Annotated in this window: 22 protein-coding genes; 12 read left to right on the plus strand and 10 right to left on the minus strand. The window is 41.8% G+C overall.

The features are described 5' to 3' along the window. Positions 1 to 384: 384 nt before the first annotated feature. The 4 genes from ACJMMI_RS09205 to ACJMMI_RS09220 form a co-directional block, all read right to left on the minus strand. On the minus strand, positions 385 to 1089 hold the full coding sequence (locus ACJMMI_RS09205) for a DUF421 domain-containing protein (protein WP_405355128.1): 705 nt from the start codon (positions 1087 to 1089) through the stop codon (positions 385 to 387). A 424-nt stretch (positions 1090 to 1513) separates the two neighbouring features. After that, a complete protein-coding gene (locus tag ACJMMI_RS09210; protein WP_405355129.1) occupies positions 1514 to 2425 on the minus strand; it encodes a dihydroorotate dehydrogenase in 912 nt (303 codons plus the stop codon). Then, positions 2425 to 3177, minus strand: a complete 753-nt coding sequence (locus tag ACJMMI_RS09215) for a dihydroorotate dehydrogenase electron transfer subunit (RefSeq protein WP_405355130.1) — start codon at positions 3175 to 3177, stop codon at positions 2425 to 2427. The genes ACJMMI_RS09210 and ACJMMI_RS09215 overlap by 1 nt, the downstream gene beginning before the upstream one ends. A 30-nt stretch (positions 3178 to 3207) precedes the next feature. Beyond that, positions 3208 to 4464, minus strand: a complete 1257-nt coding sequence (locus tag ACJMMI_RS09220; protein ID WP_405355132.1) for a transglutaminase domain-containing protein — start codon at positions 4462 to 4464, stop codon at positions 3208 to 3210. A gap of 147 nt (positions 4465 to 4611) precedes the next feature. Here ACJMMI_RS09220 and ACJMMI_RS09225 point away from each other — a divergent pair, with 147 nt between their 5' ends. Next, positions 4612 to 5625 (plus strand): hypothetical protein, encoded by a 1014-nt coding sequence (locus ACJMMI_RS09225; protein WP_405355134.1) that lies wholly within the window; start codon positions 4612 to 4614, stop codon positions 5623 to 5625. Positions 5626 to 5636: 11 nt separating this feature from the next. After that, positions 5637 to 5849 (plus strand): hypothetical protein, encoded by a 213-nt coding sequence (locus ACJMMI_RS09230; RefSeq protein ID WP_405355135.1) that lies wholly within the window; start codon positions 5637 to 5639, stop codon positions 5847 to 5849. 45 nt (positions 5850 to 5894) lie between these two features. Here ACJMMI_RS09230 and ACJMMI_RS09235 read toward each other — a convergent pair whose 3' ends face one another. Continuing rightward, a complete protein-coding gene (locus ACJMMI_RS09235) occupies positions 5895 to 6764 on the minus strand; it encodes a hypothetical protein (RefSeq protein WP_405355137.1) in 870 nt (289 codons plus the stop codon). Between the two features lie 165 nt (positions 6765 to 6929). Between ACJMMI_RS09235 and ACJMMI_RS09240 the strand changes: the two genes are divergently transcribed. After that, positions 6930 to 7517, plus strand: coding sequence for a sugar O-acetyltransferase (locus ACJMMI_RS09240; RefSeq protein WP_405355138.1), 588 nt, complete (start codon positions 6930 to 6932; stop codon positions 7515 to 7517). Between the two features lie 597 nt (positions 7518 to 8114). Here ACJMMI_RS09240 and rpe read toward each other — a convergent pair. The 5 genes from rpe to ACJMMI_RS09265 all read right to left on the minus strand — a co-directional run bounded on the left by rpe (position 8115) and on the right by ACJMMI_RS09265 (position 14447). Next, a complete protein-coding gene (gene rpe / locus ACJMMI_RS09245) occupies positions 8115 to 8768 on the minus strand; it encodes a ribulose-phosphate 3-epimerase (RefSeq protein ID WP_405355140.1) in 654 nt (217 codons plus the stop codon). Between the two features lie 18 nt (positions 8769 to 8786). After that, on the minus strand, positions 8787 to 11516 hold the full coding sequence (locus ACJMMI_RS09250) for a hypothetical protein (protein WP_405355142.1): 2730 nt from the start codon (positions 11514 to 11516) through the stop codon (positions 8787 to 8789). 27 nt (positions 11517 to 11543) lie between these two features. Beyond that, positions 11544 to 12299: a 23S rRNA (guanosine(2251)-2'-O)-methyltransferase RlmB gene (gene rlmB / locus ACJMMI_RS09255; protein ID WP_405355144.1), complete on the minus strand. Its 756-nt coding sequence runs from the start codon at positions 12297 to 12299 to the stop codon at positions 11544 to 11546. A gap of 110 nt (positions 12300 to 12409) precedes the next feature. After that, a complete protein-coding gene (locus ACJMMI_RS09260) occupies positions 12410 to 13000 on the minus strand; it encodes a DUF6512 family protein (protein WP_405355145.1) in 591 nt (196 codons plus the stop codon). A gap of 49 nt (positions 13001 to 13049) precedes the next feature. Continuing rightward, positions 13050 to 14447 carry a spore germination protein gene (locus tag ACJMMI_RS09265; protein ID WP_405355146.1) on the minus strand — a complete coding sequence of 466 codons (1398 nt, stop codon included), beginning with the start codon at positions 14445 to 14447 and terminating at the stop codon, positions 13050 to 13052. 214 nt (positions 14448 to 14661) lie between these two features. Between ACJMMI_RS09265 and ACJMMI_RS09270 the strand changes: the two genes are divergently transcribed. The 9 genes from ACJMMI_RS09270 to ACJMMI_RS09310 are packed head-to-tail and all read left to right on the plus strand — an operon-like array spanning position 14662 to position 21016. Then, positions 14662 to 15153, plus strand: a complete 492-nt coding sequence (locus ACJMMI_RS09270) for a terminase small subunit (RefSeq protein WP_405355148.1) — start codon at positions 14662 to 14664, stop codon at positions 15151 to 15153. Then, on the plus strand, positions 15143 to 16390 hold the full coding sequence (locus tag ACJMMI_RS09275; protein WP_405355151.1) for a PBSX family phage terminase large subunit: 1248 nt from the start codon (positions 15143 to 15145) through the stop codon (positions 16388 to 16390). Before ACJMMI_RS09270 ends, ACJMMI_RS09275 begins: the two co-directional genes overlap by 11 nt. Positions 16391 to 16401: 11 nt before the next feature. Continuing rightward, complete coding sequence (locus ACJMMI_RS09280) at positions 16402 to 17553, plus strand: serine/threonine protein phosphatase (RefSeq protein ID WP_405355153.1); 1152 nt, start codon at positions 16402 to 16404, stop codon at positions 17551 to 17553. Beyond that, complete coding sequence (locus ACJMMI_RS09285; RefSeq protein ID WP_405355155.1) at positions 17537 to 18514, plus strand: hypothetical protein; 978 nt, start codon at positions 17537 to 17539, stop codon at positions 18512 to 18514. The genes ACJMMI_RS09280 and ACJMMI_RS09285 overlap by 17 nt, the downstream gene beginning before the upstream one ends. 14 nt (positions 18515 to 18528) lie before the next feature. Further along, the gene (locus tag ACJMMI_RS09290; protein ID WP_405355157.1) at positions 18529 to 18861 is read left to right on the plus strand and encodes a hypothetical protein; all 333 of its coding nucleotides are present in this window, start codon (positions 18529 to 18531) and stop codon (positions 18859 to 18861) included. Between the two features lie 13 nt (positions 18862 to 18874). Then, the gene (locus ACJMMI_RS09295; protein ID WP_405355159.1) at positions 18875 to 19885 is read left to right on the plus strand and encodes a phage major capsid protein; all 1011 of its coding nucleotides are present in this window, start codon (positions 18875 to 18877) and stop codon (positions 19883 to 19885) included. Between the two features lie 12 nt (positions 19886 to 19897). Beyond that, positions 19898 to 20257 (plus strand): hypothetical protein, encoded by a 360-nt coding sequence (locus ACJMMI_RS09300; RefSeq protein WP_405355161.1) that lies wholly within the window; start codon positions 19898 to 19900, stop codon positions 20255 to 20257. Then, on the plus strand, positions 20254 to 20610 hold the full coding sequence (locus ACJMMI_RS09305; RefSeq protein WP_405355163.1) for a hypothetical protein: 357 nt from the start codon (positions 20254 to 20256) through the stop codon (positions 20608 to 20610). Before ACJMMI_RS09300 ends, ACJMMI_RS09305 begins: the two co-directional genes overlap by 4 nt. Further along, entirely contained in the window at positions 20585 to 21016 is a 432-nt protein-coding gene (locus ACJMMI_RS09310; RefSeq protein WP_405355165.1) for a hypothetical protein, read from the plus strand. The genes ACJMMI_RS09305 and ACJMMI_RS09310 overlap by 26 nt, the downstream gene beginning before the upstream one ends. Position 21017 lies beyond the last annotated feature (1 nt).

A 21017-nucleotide genomic window follows, 5' to 3' on the forward strand; every position in this document is an offset into this window, starting at 1 on the left:
ACTGCGAAGTTATCAAAATTACCGGAAATTCCTACCGCATCAAGGGCAGAAAAATCTTTGATGATTCTGATGACTGATTCTTCGCTCATAATTGTACATTTTAAATGAGCGTTTTTCGTCATTTTCACTTGACATTTACACTTTTAACACTGTTATAGCAAAATGTTGAAAACTTTTGCAAAAAGCAAAAGCCCGACTAAATGTCAGGCTTAATGCTTATGAATAAAAAGAGAGAGGAAAAAATCTATGAAAAAATTGAGTTGTTAGCTATTTGATGTAAGGTTTGTTTGTTTTTACCTTACACATATATAATACCATATGAAGTGTGACAACAGTATGACAAAATATTGGTGATTTTAAGAAATTTAAGCATTTTTTTAAAATTTAATCAAAAATATCGTTTGTCGGGTGCGAATTTTCTTTTTTATGCACCTTTAAAGTGTTGTTGTTGTCGCAAAATGCGATAAAAATTTCATTAATGCTTGTATGCTGTTTTTTAAGTTCCTTTTTAAGCCATTCCATATTATTGCCTGTGGCTCTCAGGTTTTTCTCAAGTACCTTGCCGTCCTGAATAACCACCGCTTCAATGCCGGACTGCAAAACTGTAATTTTCATATCGTCGGGAGTAAGAGGGCGATTTTTATCCTTTGGCAAAATTGAAAGCTGACCGTTGCTTTCAAGAATTATTGTCTGAATTTCATCGAAATTAAAGTAGCCTTTTGAACGGCACATTACAAGTATTTCGTTTATATCTATTTTGGCTGTGCTGAGATTTTTATTATAAAATTTGCCGTTATTAAAAATTATAATTGACTTGCCGGTTATAAAGCGTCTGAGAAATAAAGACTTTTGAGAGAGAAATGTAAGCAGAATTGCAACAAGCGAGTAGATTACCATTGCCATTATGCCGTCATAAATATCGGTAAATTCACCTGTGGCAAGCTCGGCGGCGATTGAGCCGATTGTGATTCCGTTGATATAGTCGAACATATTAAGTTCTGACATCTGCTTGTTTCCCATAAGCTTTGCAAGCAGAAACAGTACAATAAGCGAAATTGGTGCGGTTATAAAAACACGAAAAAATTCCATAATAACCTCCTGTGCTGTGGTTATTATGGAACTTTTTTTATAAATTATTCGTGTTTATTGAAAGTTTGGCAAATAAGGATAGCTTTTCGCAAAAGTTAAGCAATACAAATTGGTTCTTAATCGATAGTTGGGGTAAATTATGGTTTAGCAACGGTCGGGAAATTTTGGTTGGTTTAGCACAGACTTTATACCCGAAAATAAAAATTTGGTCAACCTTTTTCAAAGGTTGTGGGTGTGGGCAAAGCCCACAATACTTTTCTTGGGCGTTGCCCAAACCCACGAGCCTTTAAAAAGGCTCGACCTAAATTTCTTTGTCCGAGCAGAAAGCATAATCAATCTTAATACTTTTAATTCCCGACCATTACTAAGTTATTGTCGGGAACTAAAAAATTATTATTTTGCAAACTATCTGCTAGTAAAAAAATTACCAAGGCTTAATTGTGCCGGTAAGCTCGGTTACGCTCTTAATTCCGTTTTTGTCGAGGTATTCGTTCATACCCTCGGCAATTTTAATCGGTGCGTATGGGTCTGAGAAGAATACTGTGCCAATCTGCAATGCACTTGCACCTGCAATCATCATTTCAACTGCGTCCTGCCATGTGCTGATACCGCCCATACCGATAATTGGAATGTTTACGGCATTTGAAACCTGCCATACCATTCTTACGGCAACAGGGAAGATAGCCGGGCCGCTCATTCCGCCTGTGTTGTTGCGGATAATAGGTCGCTTGGTGTTGATGTCGATTCGCATACCTGTGAGTGTGTTAATCATAGAGATTGCATCTGCACCGCTTGCTTCGGCTGACTTTGCAATTTCTGCAATGTCGGTAACATTTGGGCTGAGTTTTACAATAAGGGGCTTTGTGCAATGCTTTCTTACCGCACTTGTGATTGAGCCTACAGACTCACAGCTTGTGCCAAACTGTACACCGCCGCTTTTTACATTTGGGCAGGAGATATTCATTTCAATCATATCAACATCTGTTGATGAGAGCTTTTCTGCCATTTCGCAGTATTCCTCAGGAGTATTGCCTGCAATGTTGGCAATTACTCTTGTATTTTGCTGTTTGAGCCAGGGAAGATCGTCATTTATAAATACATCTACACCCGGATTTTGAAGTCCTACGGCATTTAAAATACCTGACGGGGTTTCGGCAATTCGAGGTGACGGGTTGCCATCTCTCCTTTTAAGGGTGATACCCTTACAGGAAATACCGCCAAGCTTTGAAAGCGGGTAGAATTCACCGTATTCCTTACCAAAACCAAATGTGCCCGAAGCGGCAATTAATGGGTTTGAAAATTCAACTCCGGCAATTTTTACAGATAAATCAGCCATTAAAATACAACCTCCTCAGCGTTAAATACAGGGCCGTTTTTGCAGACATGCTGCATAATTTCTTCGCCGTTCTTTCTGACCTTAACAGCACAAACAAGGCAGGCACCTATGCCGCAAGCCATTCTTTCTTCAAGTGAAATCTGGCAAGGCTTGTTAAATTCCTTGCAAACCCCGGCAATAGCCTTGAGCATCGGAGTAGGGCCACAGGCACAGATCTCGTCAACCTCGTTGATTTTCTCTTTGAGTACATCGGTTACAAAGCCATGTACGCCGGCACTGCCGTCATCGGTTGTGAGGACAAGCTCTGCTCCTGCATTTTTGAAATCGTCCTGCAAGATGATAAGGTCTTTATTACGGAAACCTGTGATTACAAGCGGATTTTCGGTTTGCTTTGCTGTGTAGAGCATTGGGGGCACACCGATGCCGCCGCCGATTAAGCAGTAGCGTTTGCCTTTTTCAATGGTAAAGCCGTTGCCGAGCGGTGCAAGAATATCTACAGATTCGCCCTTCTTCATTTGTGACATAATTTTTGTGCCCTCGCCCTTTACCTGATAAACAAGGCGGAGTACGCCGTTTTCGCTGTCACACACAGAAATTGGTCGGCGTAAGGTTTTTGACGGAACATATACATGGGCAAACTGACCGCACTTTGCAAGTGGTGCAAGCTCGTCATTTTTTACACGCATATCAAAAATTCCGTCTGCAATTTCTTCATTTGATAAAAGCTCAAAGGCTTTAACATCGTATTTCATATTTTTCTCTCCTTTTGCAACAGAATAGTTTTAGTCTATATAATTTAATTCTATAGTCATAACTCTTAAAGGTTCGTGGGAATAAGCGTAGCTTGTGGTGTCAAGCTTGGTTTCTCCCCATAGAATATCGTTGGCTTTTTCAATGTAGTTTACAACATACGCGTCATTTACAAGAGTCTGATAGGTATCTTGGTAATCAAGACTTGGGTCAATTATTATACTGAAATATTTTTCTCCGTTACGAGCCGAATTAACGAGAGCGTCAGTAATTATGCTGTCGTTTTCCTCGTTAAAGCCGTAGAGTGTAGGGGAGGTTTGCTGATAATAATTGTACTCGGTTGAGTTGCACTTTGGCACAAATAGGTTGCCTAAGATGTTGCTGTCTGAATGGTAGTTATCTTCGTCAATATCTGCAAACAAATCGTCAACATTATGGGAATAGTACATTTCTTCATCGGTAAGGTTGAAGTAATAATACTTGTCTATATCGTTGCCTGTGTCGTTCCAGGTGACATCTATCTGATACCAGTTTCCGTCAATGTTGGCACAGTTCCATTCGTGACCGACATTTCCAGTCATTCCCGCTACGCTTACACACTCAATGCCCATTTTGTTGCATAAAAGCTGAAATGCTCTGGCATATCCCTCGCAGACAGCCTTGCCGTCAACAAGTACGCCATAAGCTGTGCTTGCATTGCCAAGAGTATTGTCATTTTCGGCGGCAACATCGTCATATACGCAATTTTCAACAATATAGTCATTTACATACTTTTCACGCTCATATTCCGAGGAATACATAGTGGCATTGTTGATAAAATTTTCAACGGCTGTGTTGAAGGTTTCCTGTTGCTCGGAAAGCTCTGAGTTTGTAACTATATAGGAAATTTCAACATAGGTTGTGCCGTCAGCGTGGAAGTAAGTAAATGTGTTGTCAAGCCAGAATACATCGGGGTGGTCGTTTTTAAAAGCAACGATTGCCTCGTAAATATCCTTTTCGGAAAGCTTGCCTGTGCATTTGATTTGGTCGGGTGCAGGCTTTTGACATTCATTTTCAATCTGAGCATACAGATTTTTGGTATTCTCATTTGTAATTGCTTTGTAGCTGTATGATGTTTGCTTTGGAGTGGGAATTTCCTCAAGCAAGGCTTCGCTTTTGTCTGACACCTGAGGATTTACGCTAAAAAGATTGTTAAAAAGCGAACATCCCGAAAATGAAAGACAGACTGCAACAGGCAAAGCAAGGGCAACCGCCTTTTTTACAGAAAGGTGAGTTTTGCTTATATTCAAAAAATCATCTCATTGTTAAGTTAAATATACTATTTATAATTTTACTTTATTTTGGCTGTACAGTCAATTCAAAATTTATTTTTTTAAAAATTGTTGCAATTAGTGCAACTTATTAAGTTTTTATATGTATTGGCGGAGGTGAATATATTGATTATATTTAATAAACAAAAATATGAAGGAAATTTTCAGAAGGATTACATAGGAATTGTTGGTGAAAACCTTGTGAGTACGCTTGAGTTTACGGTAAAGAATTTTTACTGCGATTCAAACGCTTGCTCGATTCATCTTAGGTTTGCTGACGGAAGCGTAAATTCCGTTGCACCGCAAACTGTTGAGCGTATTGACAACGGCACATATATTGTGTGGGAAATCGGAAAGAATGATATTTTCTGCCACGGTTGGGTTGAACTTCAGCTTGAACTGAGAAACGGCGAAAGCGTTTTGCAGACGGAAATTATAAGGCTGTTTGCAGGTGAGTCTTTACCTGTGGAGGACAAGGAGTACACAAATCCGAACAGCGAAACTTTGGCTTTGCGTGACGAAGTAAAAAGGCTTTTTGACAAGACCGCCGAGCAAAATACGCAGATTGAAAATAATGTAAAAATTATTGAAAAAAGCGACCTTGAAAGGAAAGCCGACAAGGCAGCCACGCTTGCAGGCTATGGAATTACCGACGCTTATACTATGGCTCAGACTGATAAATACATAAAAAATAAGCTTGACAAAATGCCGTTTGATACCACTTTGTCACTTAACAGCCCAAACTATGTTACAAGCGGAACTGTGTATAACGCAATGCAAAGCAAGGCGGATAAAACAAGCTTTGAGCAAGGCAAGGGCAATCTTAGCTGTATTGATGATGTTGCAAAATCTGTGATTAAGTCTGCAAGCTTTAATTATGTGAAAAACAACAATGCTGTGACGATTACATTTAATATATCATTTAATGCAGGAATTATACCGCAAGGTGGTTTTATCAGATTTTCGGGACTGCCTTTTAAAATACATAACGGCGGACAACTTTTTATGCCGGTTGCGGATAATAAAAACAAGGAATATTATTGTAAACTGTACGGCACTTGGGTTTCATTTACAAGCGTTGGCAATGCCAATGTTGTCGAAGATGAAAGTCTTGTGTTTTCCGCTGTTTATATTATGTAGGGGGTGATAACTTGGAAATTAAAGAAAAAATTACACTTGATAATCTCACAAACGAGAGTGTAAGTGTGTTAAGGCAACAGTATTTATGCTATAACGGGGTTGAGATGCAGATTGGCGATAATGTCAGAAATTCATATACTGACTGTGACGAGGACAGAAAAATTCTTAAAGAACAGCTTAGTGAGGAATATTTTAACGCTGTGCTTGCTGTGTGGGGCAACTAAATAAGCAAAAAATCACCTCTGTCAAAAATTTGGCAGAGGTGTGTTTTATGCCGATAGGCTTGTTTTTATTTCGGATATTTTGCTTTGTAATGTTGTGATTTCTGAGGACAGCTGATTAAGTTCTTCTTCCTTTTTAGCGATAATATTAACACATTTATTGGCGGTATCTTTTTGCTGTGATGTAAAAATCAGCATTGCGGCAGTACCCACCAAAGAGAGGACAGAAAACACAAGGAGAGCCGTAAACTGTGTTATTGCGAAAAACAAAAACAGGATTATAGTGGCACAAATAAGAATTAGATTAATATAAAATTCCTTTATTATGATTAATCTTGCGTTGGCTGTGCCATTCTGCTGTTTTACGGCATCTAATTCGCTGTTTACTTTTACCTGTTTTTCTTTGATTACTTCAATTTGCTTTTCTGCTGTGTGTAATTCAGATGTTTTTTGATTTTTCCGCTTTTCCTCTTTTGTAAGGTAAGCATTAAAAGTTTGCTGCAATATGGTCTTTTTGCTTTTGTCTGCAACTGAAATAGCATAGTTTGCGTATGTGGTGAGTTGCTGCATTGTGGCAGAGCCGATTTCTGCTTTGGTAAAGTCCTCGGTTTTGGCTCGTACAAGTCCCCACCAACCACGATAATCATTTGCCGTAAGCTCGGTGACCTCCTTGTAAATTTCGTATGCCTTTGCATAGTCCTTGAATTTTTCAAGGTAAGTGTCGGCATTGTCAAGCTTTTGTTCTATTGTGTCGGTAAGGTCAATGCTCAGGGTTGCGTTGTTTATATTGTAGTTATTGTAATTTATTACATCTTCGGCAATGTAGCTTGTGCCACAAAACGGGCATATTCCGTTTTTGCCGTCTGCAATGCTGAGCTTTCCTCCGCAGTTTTTGCATTTTCCCTCAATTAGTGGCATAGTAAGCCCTCCTATAATGCAATTTTTACAATAATTATAAGACCGGTTGCGTATATTGTCAATAATATACATAAAAGTTTAAGCCGTATGGTAATGAATTTTCTTGACATATGCTACGCTAATGTTTAAAATAAAATCAACAATAAATTACAAAGGAGTGTTTTTATGACTGAATGGGATAAAATCAGAGTGGGTATTATGTACAACGATTTTGACCCTGACCTTTTTAAACGAAGAGTATATGCTAAAAAGCTTTTTAGGCAATATAATAAAACCGAAGATGATGAAACAGACCTCAGAGAAGGTATTATGAAAAAGCTTTTTGAAAAGGTTGGCAAAAATGTATGGATTGAGCCTGATTTTAAATGTGAGTACGGCAAGAATATTACTATTGAAGATGATGTGTATATTAATTTTGGCTGTATTATTCTTGATTGTGCCAAGATATTTATTGGTGCGAATACTCTTATAGGTCCAAATGTCGGAATATATGCGGCTAACCATGCTACAGACGCAGAAGAAAGAATTAACGGAGGCTGTTACGGAAAACCTGTGACCATAGGCAAAAGAGTATGGCTTGGCGGTGATGTGAAGCTTGTTGGCGGTGTAACGGTTGGTGATGATACAATAATCGGTGCCGGCAGCATTGTTACTAAGGATATTCCGTCCGGAGTAATAGCGGCAGGCAATCCTTGCAGAGTAATAAGAAAAATTACGGAGAAAGATAAGACCGATTATTTGAAAAAATATTGACTGAATGTTGGGGGTGGTGATAATTTATTTTTGATACGGTCGAGAAATTTCTGCTTGACTTATTGCAGAATTTACGCTCGGACATAAAAATTTGATCAACCTTTTTCAAAGGTTGTGGGTGTGGGCAAAGCCCACAATACTTTAAACTAACACAAGGTTTTGATAGCCAAACAGCCTGCTGTTTGGCGGTTTAATCACAACAGTGAAAGCTTTATAATTGCGATAGCAACAAGAAAAACAATTCATTATATAATGAAAAAACTAATTATTTCTTTTATAAAAGGCTATCGCCTGTTTTGTCAAACTTTGATTTAGCACACAAACAGCGTTGCTGTTTGTGCCTTGCAAATTGCAATAAAAACAACTTTTCTTGGGCGTTGCCCAAACCCACGAGCCTTTAAAAAGGCTCGACCTAAATTTTATATCCGAGTAGAAAGTCTGTGATAATTCAAGTAAAATTTCCCGACCGTTACAAACCATAATTTACCCATCTATTTACATTGACTTTATAAAAATTAAAGAAAATAACAGAACCACCATTGTCGAAAATTTCTGACAATGGTGGTTCTTGCTTTTGTAAAAATCAAGTTTATATATTTAATTTTCTGCAATGGCTTTTAGGTCTGCAATGGCTTTTGTACTGTCCTCGGCTTTGAACACCGCTGTGCCTGCAACACATACATCAACGCCGGCATCTGCCGCTTGCTTGATTGTAGCGTTGCCGATTCCGCCGTCTGCCTCAATAAGAACATCAAGTCCACGCTTTTTGCACTCGGCTTTGATTTCCTGTACCTTTGGGAGCATATCAGCCATAAAGCTCTGACCTCCAAAACCCGGCTCAACTGTCATTACCAGCACCATAAACAACTTGTCAAGGTAAGGAAAAACAGCACTTGCGGGTGTGTTTGGCTTAATTACAAGACCCGGCTTTACACCGTTTTCAATGATTTTGTCGATGGTTTTGTCAATGTCTGAGTCGCTTTCAACATGGAAAGTAATTATATCGGCACCGGCTTTTGCAAAATCATCAATGTACTTTAACGGTTCTGAAATCATAAGATGTACATCAAAAGGCTTTTCGGTGTAGCCTCTTACCGCCTTGATTACCGGAGCACCAAAGGTTAGGTTTGGCACAAAGTGTGCGTCCATAACATCGAGGTGCATATAATCTGCACCGCATTTATCCATTTTTTTAATTTCTTCTCCCATTTTGGCAAAGTCACAGGAGAGGAGTGAAGGAGCAATTTTCATTTTGCAAACTTCCTTTCATCAGGTTTTATGTATAAGCGGAGCAACGAGTGTGGCAATGCCCCAGAACATTGAATATATGAGTACTTCAAGTGTGCCAAGCACGCCTACGCCTGCGTAAAGTGCAAGGGTGGCGGTGAGCAGTACACCTAAAACTACCGAAATAAGCTGAATTACTATTGAAAGCGAAATATTACGCTTGATTTGCACGCTTCCCGATACGGCTTTTAAGAAGCCGCTTGTTTTGCCGTTGGTAATAAGGTAGGCTCTTGAGGTTTCCTCAAAGGTTGACTTACATTCCTTTAGAACTGTGCCAAGACCTGTCGGAAGTACCTTGACTGTGCGGTAGAAAATATCGTACAGGCTGCAGATAAGATCGTTTGTGATGTTGCAGTCGGTGGAGTGAACGAGAATACTGATTCCGTTTGCCTCTGCTCTGTGAAGCTCAGGCATAAGGATTGAATCGGCAATGTAGTGGGTAACAAACATTGCAATCAGTCTGCCGGCTCTGGCAACATAGGTTACCTGCTTGCCATTCTGAATGTAATTGTCCTCGTACTCTATACTTGGGGTTTCTACACTGTACTTTGTCATAAGCTCACGATTGCCCACGAGAATACGCTCACCGTTTACCCAGCCGACAAGACCAAGCTCGTCCTCGTAAAGAACGCTTTCAACCTCAGGCAGATCGCCCTCGGTTTCATCAACAACCTTTTCAAACACCTTTGCAATCGGGTTTTGTGCTTCTTTCAGAATTGCGATACCGCACAAAAGGGATTCGTCTATATTGTAGTCCTCAAAGGTTTTGATGCCGTCAAGAAATACTGCGTTGGCAGGGAAAAGTTCGTTTGCGTCTATCATAACCGCTGTGCTGTCGCAGAACTGCTTAACGGACGGATAGCCGGAAAGCATTGCGCCCGTTGGCAAAAGCTTTTTGCAAAGGTTGTACAGCGGAACATTTACTGCAAGCAGTGTTGAAACCGGTACGCATACGGCACACACAAGTGCAAAGGCATCAACTGCACCCGAAAGAGTGCCAAAGAATATGCCGTAAAGCAGGGCAACCACAAATGCTATGACTGCTGTGGCAGGAGCAAGCTTTGAGGCAAGATCCTCGCTTGGGTCAGGTGCATAGGAAATTTTTAGGAAGTTTGACGGAAAACCTGTGCGGTGCTGATAAGCGATAATTGGGCGGTCAACCGCTGTGCCGCTCATCATCTGAGAAGCAACAGATTCGTTGTTGTATATCTTAGCGGCATACCGCTGACCGTCAGAAGCGGTAAACTTAAAGTTTTCTTTAACTCGCAGTACCATTAACAGCTTGCCTAAGTTATTTGCAAAAAATGCAACAAGCACAATTACTGTGTAGTAGTTTATATCAAAGGTGGTGACTCCGTACAGACAGAAGAACGATACTACGGTCTGCACTACAGAGGCTACTGCGGCAAGGGCAACGGCTGTGTCGGAATTTCCTTTGAACCGCACAAGCGGTGTTAATCCGCTCATTATGGATACTCGGTTTACAAAGGTTGAAAAACCGATGAGCAAGAAGTTGATTACCGCATAGGCAACAGGTGCAAAAAAGATTGTATTGCATATTGCCTGTGGGAAAAGCCGTACTAATACTGTGATGATGATTGACACAAGGGCAAGTCCGCCTGTGAGCATTGTTCTGCCAAAGAGCTTTTTAATATTGAGGTTAATCTCGTGCATTATGCTCTTTTCATCATCTTCGCCCATATAATCATCGACAACCTCGGTTTCCTTAACGGGTGTGTCGTTATCGTCTGAGGTATCCTTTGAGAAAAATCCCACAAGACTCGACATAATTTTTTCTGAGGCTGAGTGGAAGTCAAGTGGTTCCGGCTCATCGTCCTCTTCAACAACTACCGTCCGTTTGGTGTCGGGCTTTATTACATGGGCAATAACTGACGGATTTTTAGAACGAATGTATTCTTCGTATTCAAAACCGACAACCTCGGAGAATTTACCCGCCTTTACATTGAGGGTGTTCTGCTCTCCGTCCTTGCGATAAACAGGCACTTTGGCAATTACCTTTTTGTGCTGTTTAACATCAGGTTCGGGATTTTTTAAAAGCTCGTCGAACTGTCCCTGCGGTTCACCCGGTGCTTTCGGCGGTTTGGTGTCATCATCCGTTATGTCTATATCTATAGTATGTATGCTCGTTATGTTTGAGTCGGTTTCGTTGAACTGGTCAACCTCTGACAAAATATCCTGCGAAAAGGTTGTTCCCTCTGAATACTCGGGGGTGAGGGTGACGATTTCCTCGTCATCTTCGGCCTCCGTCTGTTCGCTTTCATCGTCTGGCTGTTCTGCTGTGGATTCTGCGGCTTCGGATTCTTCCTTTATAGTATCCTCGGGTTTGCTTTCCGTATTTTCCTCAGCTTTTTCCTCGGCGGCCGGCTCCGGCTTTTGCGGTGCGGGGTAATCCTCGTCCGTACCCTCAAGCACAAGCTCTGCTTGCAAGGTAGTGGCGGTTTTATCGCCTGAAATTTCGTTTTCGTTTACAGTCTGTTCTTTATCGACATCAAGCGGATTGGTTTTTTCAAGCCTCGGCTTTTTGTCGGCATTGCTGAAAATTTCAGCTACAGGCTGTTTTGCTCTGTATTTCTGGGCAGTAAGCTCCATTTGCTCCTGATCCAAAAGGTATTGCGATTCCTCTAAGATTTCGTCAACCTCTCGGTCACGGTCAATAAGCTTGCTGTTATCGTTATTTGAATTAGTCGGCAAATTTATCACTCCTTTAACAAAAAGCGTTTATCTGTCTTTCATTGCACTGTACATTATAATGCCTGCGGCAACAGAAGCGTTGAGGGAATTAATTTGTCCTTTCATTGGCAAAGATACGATAACATCGCACTTTTCACGCACAAGTCGGGAAATTCCCTTGCCCTCGTTGCCGATTACGATTGCACATGCTCCCGAAAAATTGCATTTTTGGTAATCTGTACCGTTCATATCTGCACCATATACCCACACGCCCTTGCTCTTGAGGTCGTCAATGAGGGACGCAATGTTGGTTACTCTGGCAACACGCATATATTCTATTGCACCTGCCGAGGCTTTGCCTACTGTGTAGGAAAGTCCTGCGCTTCTTCTTTTTGGAATTATTACACCGTGCACACCTGCACATTCTGCGGTACGAATGATTGCACCGAGGTTGTGGGGGTCTTCGATTTCGTCAAGAATTACAATGAACGGCGGCTCGTCCTTTTCGGCAGCGTAGTTTAAAATATCCTCAACTGTAGAATATTCTCTTACTGCGGCAAAGGCAACAATGCCCTGATGATTTTCATTTCCGCTGATGTAGTCAAGCTTTGTGCGGTCAACTTCCTTTACAAGTATGCCCTTGTCCTTGGCTTTGGCAAGAATGCCCACAACAGCACCGCTTTTTTCGCCCCTTGCAACAAGGATTTTGTCAATCGGTCTGCCGCTGCGGATAGCCTCGCTTACAGGATTTCTGCCTGCTATAACATCAGATTTTACTTCTGCTTCGTTGTTTCGGTTATTCATATAAAGCTTTCCTCGCTTTGTTGATAATCTAATTTTCTGAGTATCTGAAAGCACACAAAAATATCGGCTTTCAGACGCTCATCAAATTATTATATCACACAATGGGTGTTTTAGGAATAGCTTAGCGAAAAAAAGCTGTCGAGATATACCGCACCTTTGTCAAAATTTTCGGGAATTATGCCGTAGAGTCCTGTGGTTCTGTCCATAAAAAGGTAATTGTGCATTGGAAACGGTGTGAGTGAACAGTATAAAACCACAAAAAGCAGCAGCATAAAGAATGCGGGGTAGAACAGTACCTCGCATTTTGCTTTGCCTGTGGTTAAGCGGTAGGAAATAAAGAGTGCAAAAGTACAGCAGATGAGTGCAGCGGTAAATTCGGGCAGAAAATGAGTTTTTGCACCTGTGAGAGAAAAAAGCAGGCACATTGCGGAGTAAGAAAAACAAAAGCTCCAAAGCGAAATTGCCTTGGCTACTATGAATTTGCGAAACGGCACTTTTACACACAAAAGCTCAATGCCTGCCCACAGAAGATAGGGAAAGAGCAGAGTTTTTTCTATTTCCCAAATGCTGTCATTTACAGAGCCGAACATTATGCCGATTAGAGTGTGACCGCTAAGCTCAAGCAGATTTTGCATAAATACGGACATTATTACTATGAATAAAATTCCTGCAATTTCAAAGTACATCAGTTTTTTCTGCATATAATCACCTCGTTTGTAAAATATATGCAGAAATATATTTGCTAATGATTTAGCGTGGGTTGCGTATTCTCAGAATTTTACGCAGGAATTCTTTGCCGTTGAACGGAACGAGTGGGTAAAGGTAGCTTTTGTTTGAGAGGGTTCGGTTGGTGCAGAGCAAAACCAGATTGATTACAAATGCTATCGCAAATCCCCATACATTAAATATATAGGTGAAAACGAGAAGCAATACTCGACAGAATTTTAGCGAATAGCCGAGTTCAAAGTTTGGCTGAGTAAAGTTTGCCACTGTGACAAGTGCCATATATAGGATAGCTTCCATTGATACCCACCCTGAATCCACGGCAAATTCGGACAGAGCAATAGCACCTATGATACTCAGCGGTGTTGTAAGGGCATTTGGCGTGTTGAGTGCGGCAAGCCTTAGTCCGTCTATGCCGACCTCCATTAGTATAAGCTGCCAGAATACAGGAATGTTTTGAGGTTCGTCAAGCAGAACAAAGCGAAAAAAGTCGGGACAGTAGTCGGGATTTTGCAGGGCAAGCAACCATAAAGGGGTGATAAATACGGTTACTATGGTGATGAAATATCGTGCAAGCTTTAAATATGTGCCTGTGACGGGTGGAAAGTAGTAATCGTCTGCCTCTTCAAGTACATCAAAAATAGAGGTTGGCAAAAGCAGGGCAGAGGGTGCATTGTCAACGAGGATTACAATGTTGCCGTCAAGAATGGCTGAGGCTGTGGTGTCAGGGCGTTCGGTGTGCTTGACCTTTGGAAAGGGATTGTACCAGAGATTTTTATAGAGAGCCTCCACAAGGCTTTGCTGATTCATGGTAAGAGAGGGAACATTGATTGATTTCAAGCGTTTGTCAAGGTTTGAAAGCAGTTTTTTGTCAACCTTGTTTTCCATATATATAACGGCAACATCTGTGTGTGACTGAGTGCCTACCGAGTAGGCTTTTACGGTGAGGTTTGTGTCACGGATTCGTCTGCGGATAAGGGCAGTGTTGTTGATGAGAGTTTCCACAAAGCCGTCACGACTGCCACGCAGAACCTTGTCATTGTCGGGTTCGCTTGTGCTACGCTGTGGGTATGTGCGAGTGTCGAGCAGGATAACCTCGGAAAATCCCTCTATAAACAGAGCGGAAATTCCGCTTAAAACATCTGTGCAAATTTTTTTGAGGTCAGAGGATACCTCTACCTCAACATATGGAACTGATGATTGAGAGAAATAGAGGGCGGATTTAAAGTTTTCTTCTTTTACATTTTTATAAAAGAACTCAAGAATTTCTTCGGTGATGTCATCTTTTAAAAGACCGTCTATAAAAAATAGAGTTGCTTTGCGGTTTAGTACGACAAGCTCACGCTTTACAAGGTCAAAGCTTTGGTCGCTACGCAGAGCAGATGAGAGAATATCGAGATTGGTTTTGTAATCGGTTGTAAACATATTTCCTCCGTTTTGTTTTGGTGGCAAGGTGGCAGTTGAAAAAATAAATAATAATTATTTCTCTCGGCTTACAAGCCTGTTTTGCTCCAAAACAAGAAAAATAAAAATTTTTTAAATTATTTTTTGAAAAATTAGCCTAATTTATGCAATTTTTGAGTTTTTTATATGTATGGTTGAAAGGAGGTTATAAAAAATCCTTTCAGCGGAGGTGTTTATGAAAAATAAATCTAAAAAACTGACAGCCAGAGAAAAAGCCTTTTGCAACTGCTTTGTCAGCTGTGGCAGTGCCGATGAAGCGGCATTTAATGCCGGCTTTGTGCGTAACCCGAAAAAATCGGGTGAAGAGCTTTTGTGCAGAGATGACATTGCAAATGAAATTAAAAGGCTCGGCAAATGCCGTACCAATTCACTCTCGGAAATTGCCGCTGTTGGCTATCGCAGACTTGCCTTTGGCAAAATTTCTGACGCTGTGTCACTTTTGTATATGGACAATCCCTCAAGTGAACAGCTTGAGCATATGGACCTTTTTATGGTGTCGGAAATTAAAAGACCAAAGGACGGCTCAATGGAAATCAAGTTTTTTGACAGACTAAAGGCTCTTGAAAAGCTGACAACTGACAGCGAAAAAGAGGACAGGGCAATGCCTTTTTATGACGCTATTGCAAACGGTGCAAGGGCTTTGAGAAGTGACTGCAATGAAAGTTAAAACTTTTTCAAGGCAACAGCTAAAGGTGCTTTCGTGGTGGTGCAAAGAAAGCGAGTATAAGGATATGGACGCTGTAATCTGCGACGGTGCGGTGCGTTCGGGTAAAACCTTTTGTATGAGCATTTCATTTTTTGCTTGGAGCTTTTACAGCTTTGCAAATTCGGATTTTGCACTTTGCGGAAAGACAATTCGCTCTTTACGCAGAAATATGATTACTCCGATTATTCCCGTGCTTAAAAGCCTTGGCTTTGAGTGCAGTGAGCAAATCTCAAAAAATCTGCTTACTGTGCGGTATGGTGAGATTGAAAACAGATTTTATTTGTTCGGCGGCAAGGACGAATCCTCGGCATCGCTCATTCAGGGTATGACCTTGTGCGGTGTGCTGTTTGATGAGGTTGCACTTATGCCACGCTCATTTGTGGAGCAGGCACTTGCAAGATGCTTGGTGAACGGCTCAAAGTTTTGGTTTAACTGTAATCCAGAATTTCCAAGACATTGGTTTTACACCGAATGGATACAGAAAGCGAAAAGCAAAAATGCGTTGTACCTGCATTTTACTATGGAGGACAATCCCTCGCTTTCAAAGGAGGTGCGGCAACGGTATGAGGGGCTGTATTCGGGAGTGTTTTATCAGCGATTTGTGCTTGGCAGGTGGGTTGCGGTGCATGGTGCGGTTTATCCGTTTATGGAGGACGAAAAAATGTACTGCGAAGTACCCGATGTAAGCTTTGACGATTATGCGGTTTCCTGCGATTACGGTACTGTAAATCCGGCTTCGTTCGGCTTGTGGGGTGAGAAAAATTCTGTGTGGTACAGAATTAAGGAATACTACTTTGACTCACGCAAAGAGGGCTTTCAGCGTACAGATGAGGAGCATTACTCAAAGCTTGAGGAGCTTATTGGCGACAGAAAAATAAGCAAGGTGGTGGTTGACCCGTCGGCCGCAAGCTTTATTGAGGTGATACGCAGACACCGAAAATTTAATGTTGTGCCCGCCGAAAACAATGTAATCAACGGCATAAGGCTTGTAAGTCAGGCACTAAAGGACGGCAGAATTAAAATCTGCACCACCTGCAAAGATGCAAGGCGGGAATTTGCACTTTACAGGTGGGATACAAAAAACGGTACAGATGTGCCGATTAAGGAGAATGACCATTCAATGGACGATATAAGATATTTTGTGGCATCAATATCGCAGAGCAAGCAAAGCTTTTCGGTATTTGCCCTCAGAAGATAGGAGGTGTGTGGGTGAATTTATTTTCACGCAAGAAAAAGGAGAACAAGGGTACGGCTTTGCAGACTGTGTCGAGAAAGGTGAGCCCGTCATTTGCAATGCTTTCAGATGTGAGCAGTACGGCGGTTGAGCGTGAGCTGTACAGAAGCTTGAGAGCCTCTGTGCCGGTGATTGACGCTGCAATCTGCAAGCTGATAAGACTGCTCGGTACTTTTAAGGTTAAGGCAAAAGACAGCCGCTGCCAGCATATTATTGATGACTTTATGGAAAATGTATGCACCAACGGTACAGGTACGGGCATTAACGGCTTTGTGTATTCGTATATGGAGTCGCTCTTGACTTATGGCGAGGCTGTGGGTGAAATGGTGCTTTCCCGTGACGGAAAGAGAATTGTTGCTTTGTATAATGCAAGTGTTGATGATGTTGAGATAAGAGAGGGAAGTTCACCGCTTGACCTTGTAATCTGTACAAAAGGCAACGGAGTTTCTACCCCTGTAAGGTACTCAAACCTTGTGTTTGCCACACTTTTAAATCCTGAGCCGGGTACGGTAAGAGGCAGTTCACTTTTGAAAGGTCTGCCGTTCGTAAGCTCTGTGCTTCTCAAAATTTTTGAGTCTATAAAGACAAACTGGGAAAGGGTAGGCAATGTGCGTTTTGCCGTTACCTGCAAGCCGAGTGACAATGCGGTATTTACCGAGGACAGTGCAAGGCTTATTGCAGACGAATGGAGCAAGGCAATGAGAAGCGAGAGCGTGTGCGACTTTGTATCGGTCGGTGATGTGTCGGTAAAGGTGATTGGTGCTGAAAATCAGATACCCGACTGTGATGTGCCGATAAAGCATTTGCTTGAGCAGATTGTTGCTAAGCTTGGATTGCCACCGTTTTTGCTTGGCTTTTCTTGGTCAAGTACCGAGAGAATGAGCGAACAGCAGGCGGATATTCTGACAAGTGAGCTTGAGTATTACCGCACTTTGCTTAACCCGATTATTGCAAAGGTGATTAAAACTGTTTTAAGGCTTGAGGGCTATACCGGCAAATTTACTGTGGAGTGGGACGATATTAATATGCAGGACGCTGTTCAGCTTTCTAATGCAAGACTTAACAACACAAGGGCAGAACAGATTGAAGTTGAAATAGGTAAGGTGAAAAATGACAGGACAGATTAAAAAGGAAATAAATGAAACTGCGGATAACAGGGCTGTTGTGACCGATGAGGAAATAAAGCTTATTAATGCGTATTCACGCAGAAAGCTTACTAAGGACGAGGTGTATGTATTCGGCGTGGTGCTTTGCGACAATGACATTGACAGGGACAACGAACGCTTTACTGTGGAGTCGCTTTTTGAGCTTGAAAAGCTTTTTGTGGGCAAGACGGGAATTTTTGATCACTCGCCCACTGCCAAAAATCAGACGGCAAGGATTTTTGCCTGCTCGGTAGAGAGTGTTGACGGCAGAAAGACCGCAACGGGTGACGATTATTTCAGACTTACCGCAAGGGCATATATTCCGAAAAGCAAGGGCAACGAGGAAATTATTCTTGCCATTGACAGCGGTATTTTAAAGGAGGTCAGCATTGGCTGTGCCGCAAGTGATGTGAGGTGCAGTATTTGCGGAGAGAACATTAATCATTGCTCGCACATAAAGGGTGAAAGCTATTCGGGCAAGCTGTGCTGCGGTGAGCTTATGGGTATTTATGACGCTTACGAGTGGAGCTTTGTGGCTGTGCCTGCTCAGAAAAGTGCCGGAGTAATGAAAAGCTATAAGGGAAAGGAAATGAAAATGGAGGAAATTTTAAAGAGTATTCAGACCGAAAAAGGTACGAGCCTTAGCGGTGAGGAATGTAAAAGGCTTTGCTCTTACATAGACAAGCTTAAAAAGAGTGCGGCTGACGGTGTGTATTATCGTGACAGCCTTACAAGCGAGGTGCTGAGATTATCGGCTATTGTACAGCCTGATATTACAAGGGATACTATGGAGAGCGTGGCAAAGGGAATGAGCATTGTTCAGCTCAAGGAATTTAAGCACGCTTTTGAAAAGAGGGCAGACAGCATTTTGCCGTCAGTTCCTCAGCTTTACAAGCAGAAAGACACTGCAACAGCCGATGTAAACGGCAATTTTAAAATATAACGGAGGTTTTAATTATGAATGTAACTTTTAACGGATATGGTGAAAACGCTGTCACATTTGAGGCTGACAGCAATGTAACGGTAGGAGCTGCTGTAAAAATGACAGATGACGGCAAGGTGACTGCCTGTGCAAGCGGTGAGGTGTTCTGTGGAGTGTGCCTTTCAGTAAGGGACGGCTACGCTGTTGTACAGCTTAGCGGATATATCAGTATGCCGGCTAAGACAAAGATTGCGGCAGGCTACAAAAAGCTTACGACAGGAGAAAACAATACTGTTGCGGTGTCAACATCGGGCAGGGAGTATCTTGTAGTAAATTCAACAGCCACTTCAGTTGGTTTTATTCTTTAAGGAGGCAAAAATTATGGCAAAATTTGAAAATTTAACAATCGAAAAAGGTATGTATCAGGCAAAGGGAAAGACACTTACAGATGTGCTTGAGGCACTTGACCCATCAAAAAATTACAAAGGCACTTCACTTGAAAATCTTGACGCTTTTTCACGACAGCTCAAGCGTTTTGATATTAAGGTGAACGGTTCGGCAAGCGACTGCGTTGAGAAGTTTTTCCAGTGCTCAGACTCGGCGGCACTTTTCCCTGAGTATGTGAGCAGAGCGGTAAGACAGGGTATGGAGAGAGCAGATATTCTTCCTCAGCTTGTGGCAACCGTTACAAATATTGACGGTATGGACTACAGAAGTATTGAGTCGGATATGTCTGACGATGACAAGACCCTAAAGCCTGTGGGCGAGGGTGCTGTGATTCCGCAGACAAAAATTAAGACAAGAGAAAATCTTGTAAAGCTTCATAAGCGTGGCAGAATGCTTGTGGCAAGCTATGAGGCGGTGAGATTTCAGCGTATTGATTTGTTTACGGTAACTCTCAGACGAATTGGTGAGTACATTGCAAGAGCTCAGCTTAAAGACGCTATCGGTGTGCTTGTAAACGGTGACGGCAACGCAAATCCTGCCGAAAACATTGCTGTGACTTCAAGCGGTGCTATTGATTATGCCGACCTTTTAAAGCTTTGGTCAAAGCTTTCTCCGTATGAACTTAACACTATTATTGCTCCTACCGAGGCAATGCAGAAGTTACTTTCTATGAGCGAGATGAAGGACGCTAACGCAGGTCTTGATTTTCAGGCTACCGGCAGAATGATTACTCCGCTTGGTGCGTCACTTCTCCATGCTCCTGAGATGAGCGATAAAAAGATTATCGGTCTTGACAAGAACTGTGCCCTTGAAATGGTGCAGGCAGGCAATGTAAACACCGACTACGACAAGCTTATTGACCGTCAGCTTGAGCGTGCGGCAATTACCTGTACAGCCGGTTTCTCTAAAATCTTTGCAGACTCAGTAAAGACTTTATCTTATTGATGAGGTGACGCTTTGAATACGGGCAATATTGTAGAAAAGTTTGAACTGCTTTCAGGCATTGAGAGTGATGACGCAATTAAGTGGCGTTGTGTAATTGATGACGCCTGTGCCTATGTGTATTCAAAAATTACCGCAAAAGAGCTTTCGGCAAGTGATGAACGCAGAGTTGAATTTTTGTGTGCGGTGTATGCCTACAGGCTTTACGCTATGTGCAGAAAGGACGAGGCTTCTTCATTTAAAGCAGGAGATGTTATGGTGACATCTCCTGCAAATGAGGCAGAAAAAGCTGAAAAGCTTTGGCAGGATCAGCTTGCAAAATGCTCCGATTTGGTAAAGCAGGAGAGATTCTTGTTTGGGAGAGTGGTAATTTGAAAATTTACGGCAAGGTACAAAAGCTTATTGACAGATACGGTATGGATGTTTTGGTGGATAATAAAAAGACAAAGGCATTTGTTCAGCCGTACAGAAACAGCGGTAATAAAAACAGCTTTATTGAGCGAAAAACGGCAGGTTTTATCAGGAAAAACAGATATTTATACATTGGTAAGCCTGAGGTAAAGCTTATTTGCGACAAAAGCGTAATACAGACGGCAGACGGTAAATATATTGTTAGGAGATACGATATTTACCGAATGGGCAAGTACGGAATATATACATATGCTGTGCTTGCACCGTTGGGTGAGATATTGGAGGATGAGTATGAATCAGATAACTACACAACTTGACAGAATTATTGCAAGGCTTAAGCTAAATGAAAAGCTTAAAGGCGTAAAATTTATCCGAGAGCATACGAGTCAGAGCGTTGAGGTAAATCTGAGCAGTTTTCTTGCGGTGGTTGCGGTTACCGATACGGCACTTTCAAAAAGATTTGTGGGTGACTATCTTTCGCCCTCTGTAAAGGGAGAGCAGTTTTCGGCAAGGGTGCAGATATTTGTTTATGCTCCGGCAGATGAAAACGGCAACGGCTTGTCTGAAATTACCTGTGAGCTTATGCAGGGGCTTAAAAAGGCGGATACCGAGAAGATTATTTCGGAGGTTTCAGTATCGGCTATTGATTTTGATGCGGATATGAATTCAATTTACAGAAAGGTAGAATTCAATATGGAATTTTGCCTGTGCGAGGAGGTTTAAG

The sequence above is a fragment of the Ruminococcus sp. genome (assembly GCF_045129435.1).
GTDB lineage: Bacteria > Bacillota > Clostridia > Oscillospirales > Acutalibacteraceae > Ruminococcoides.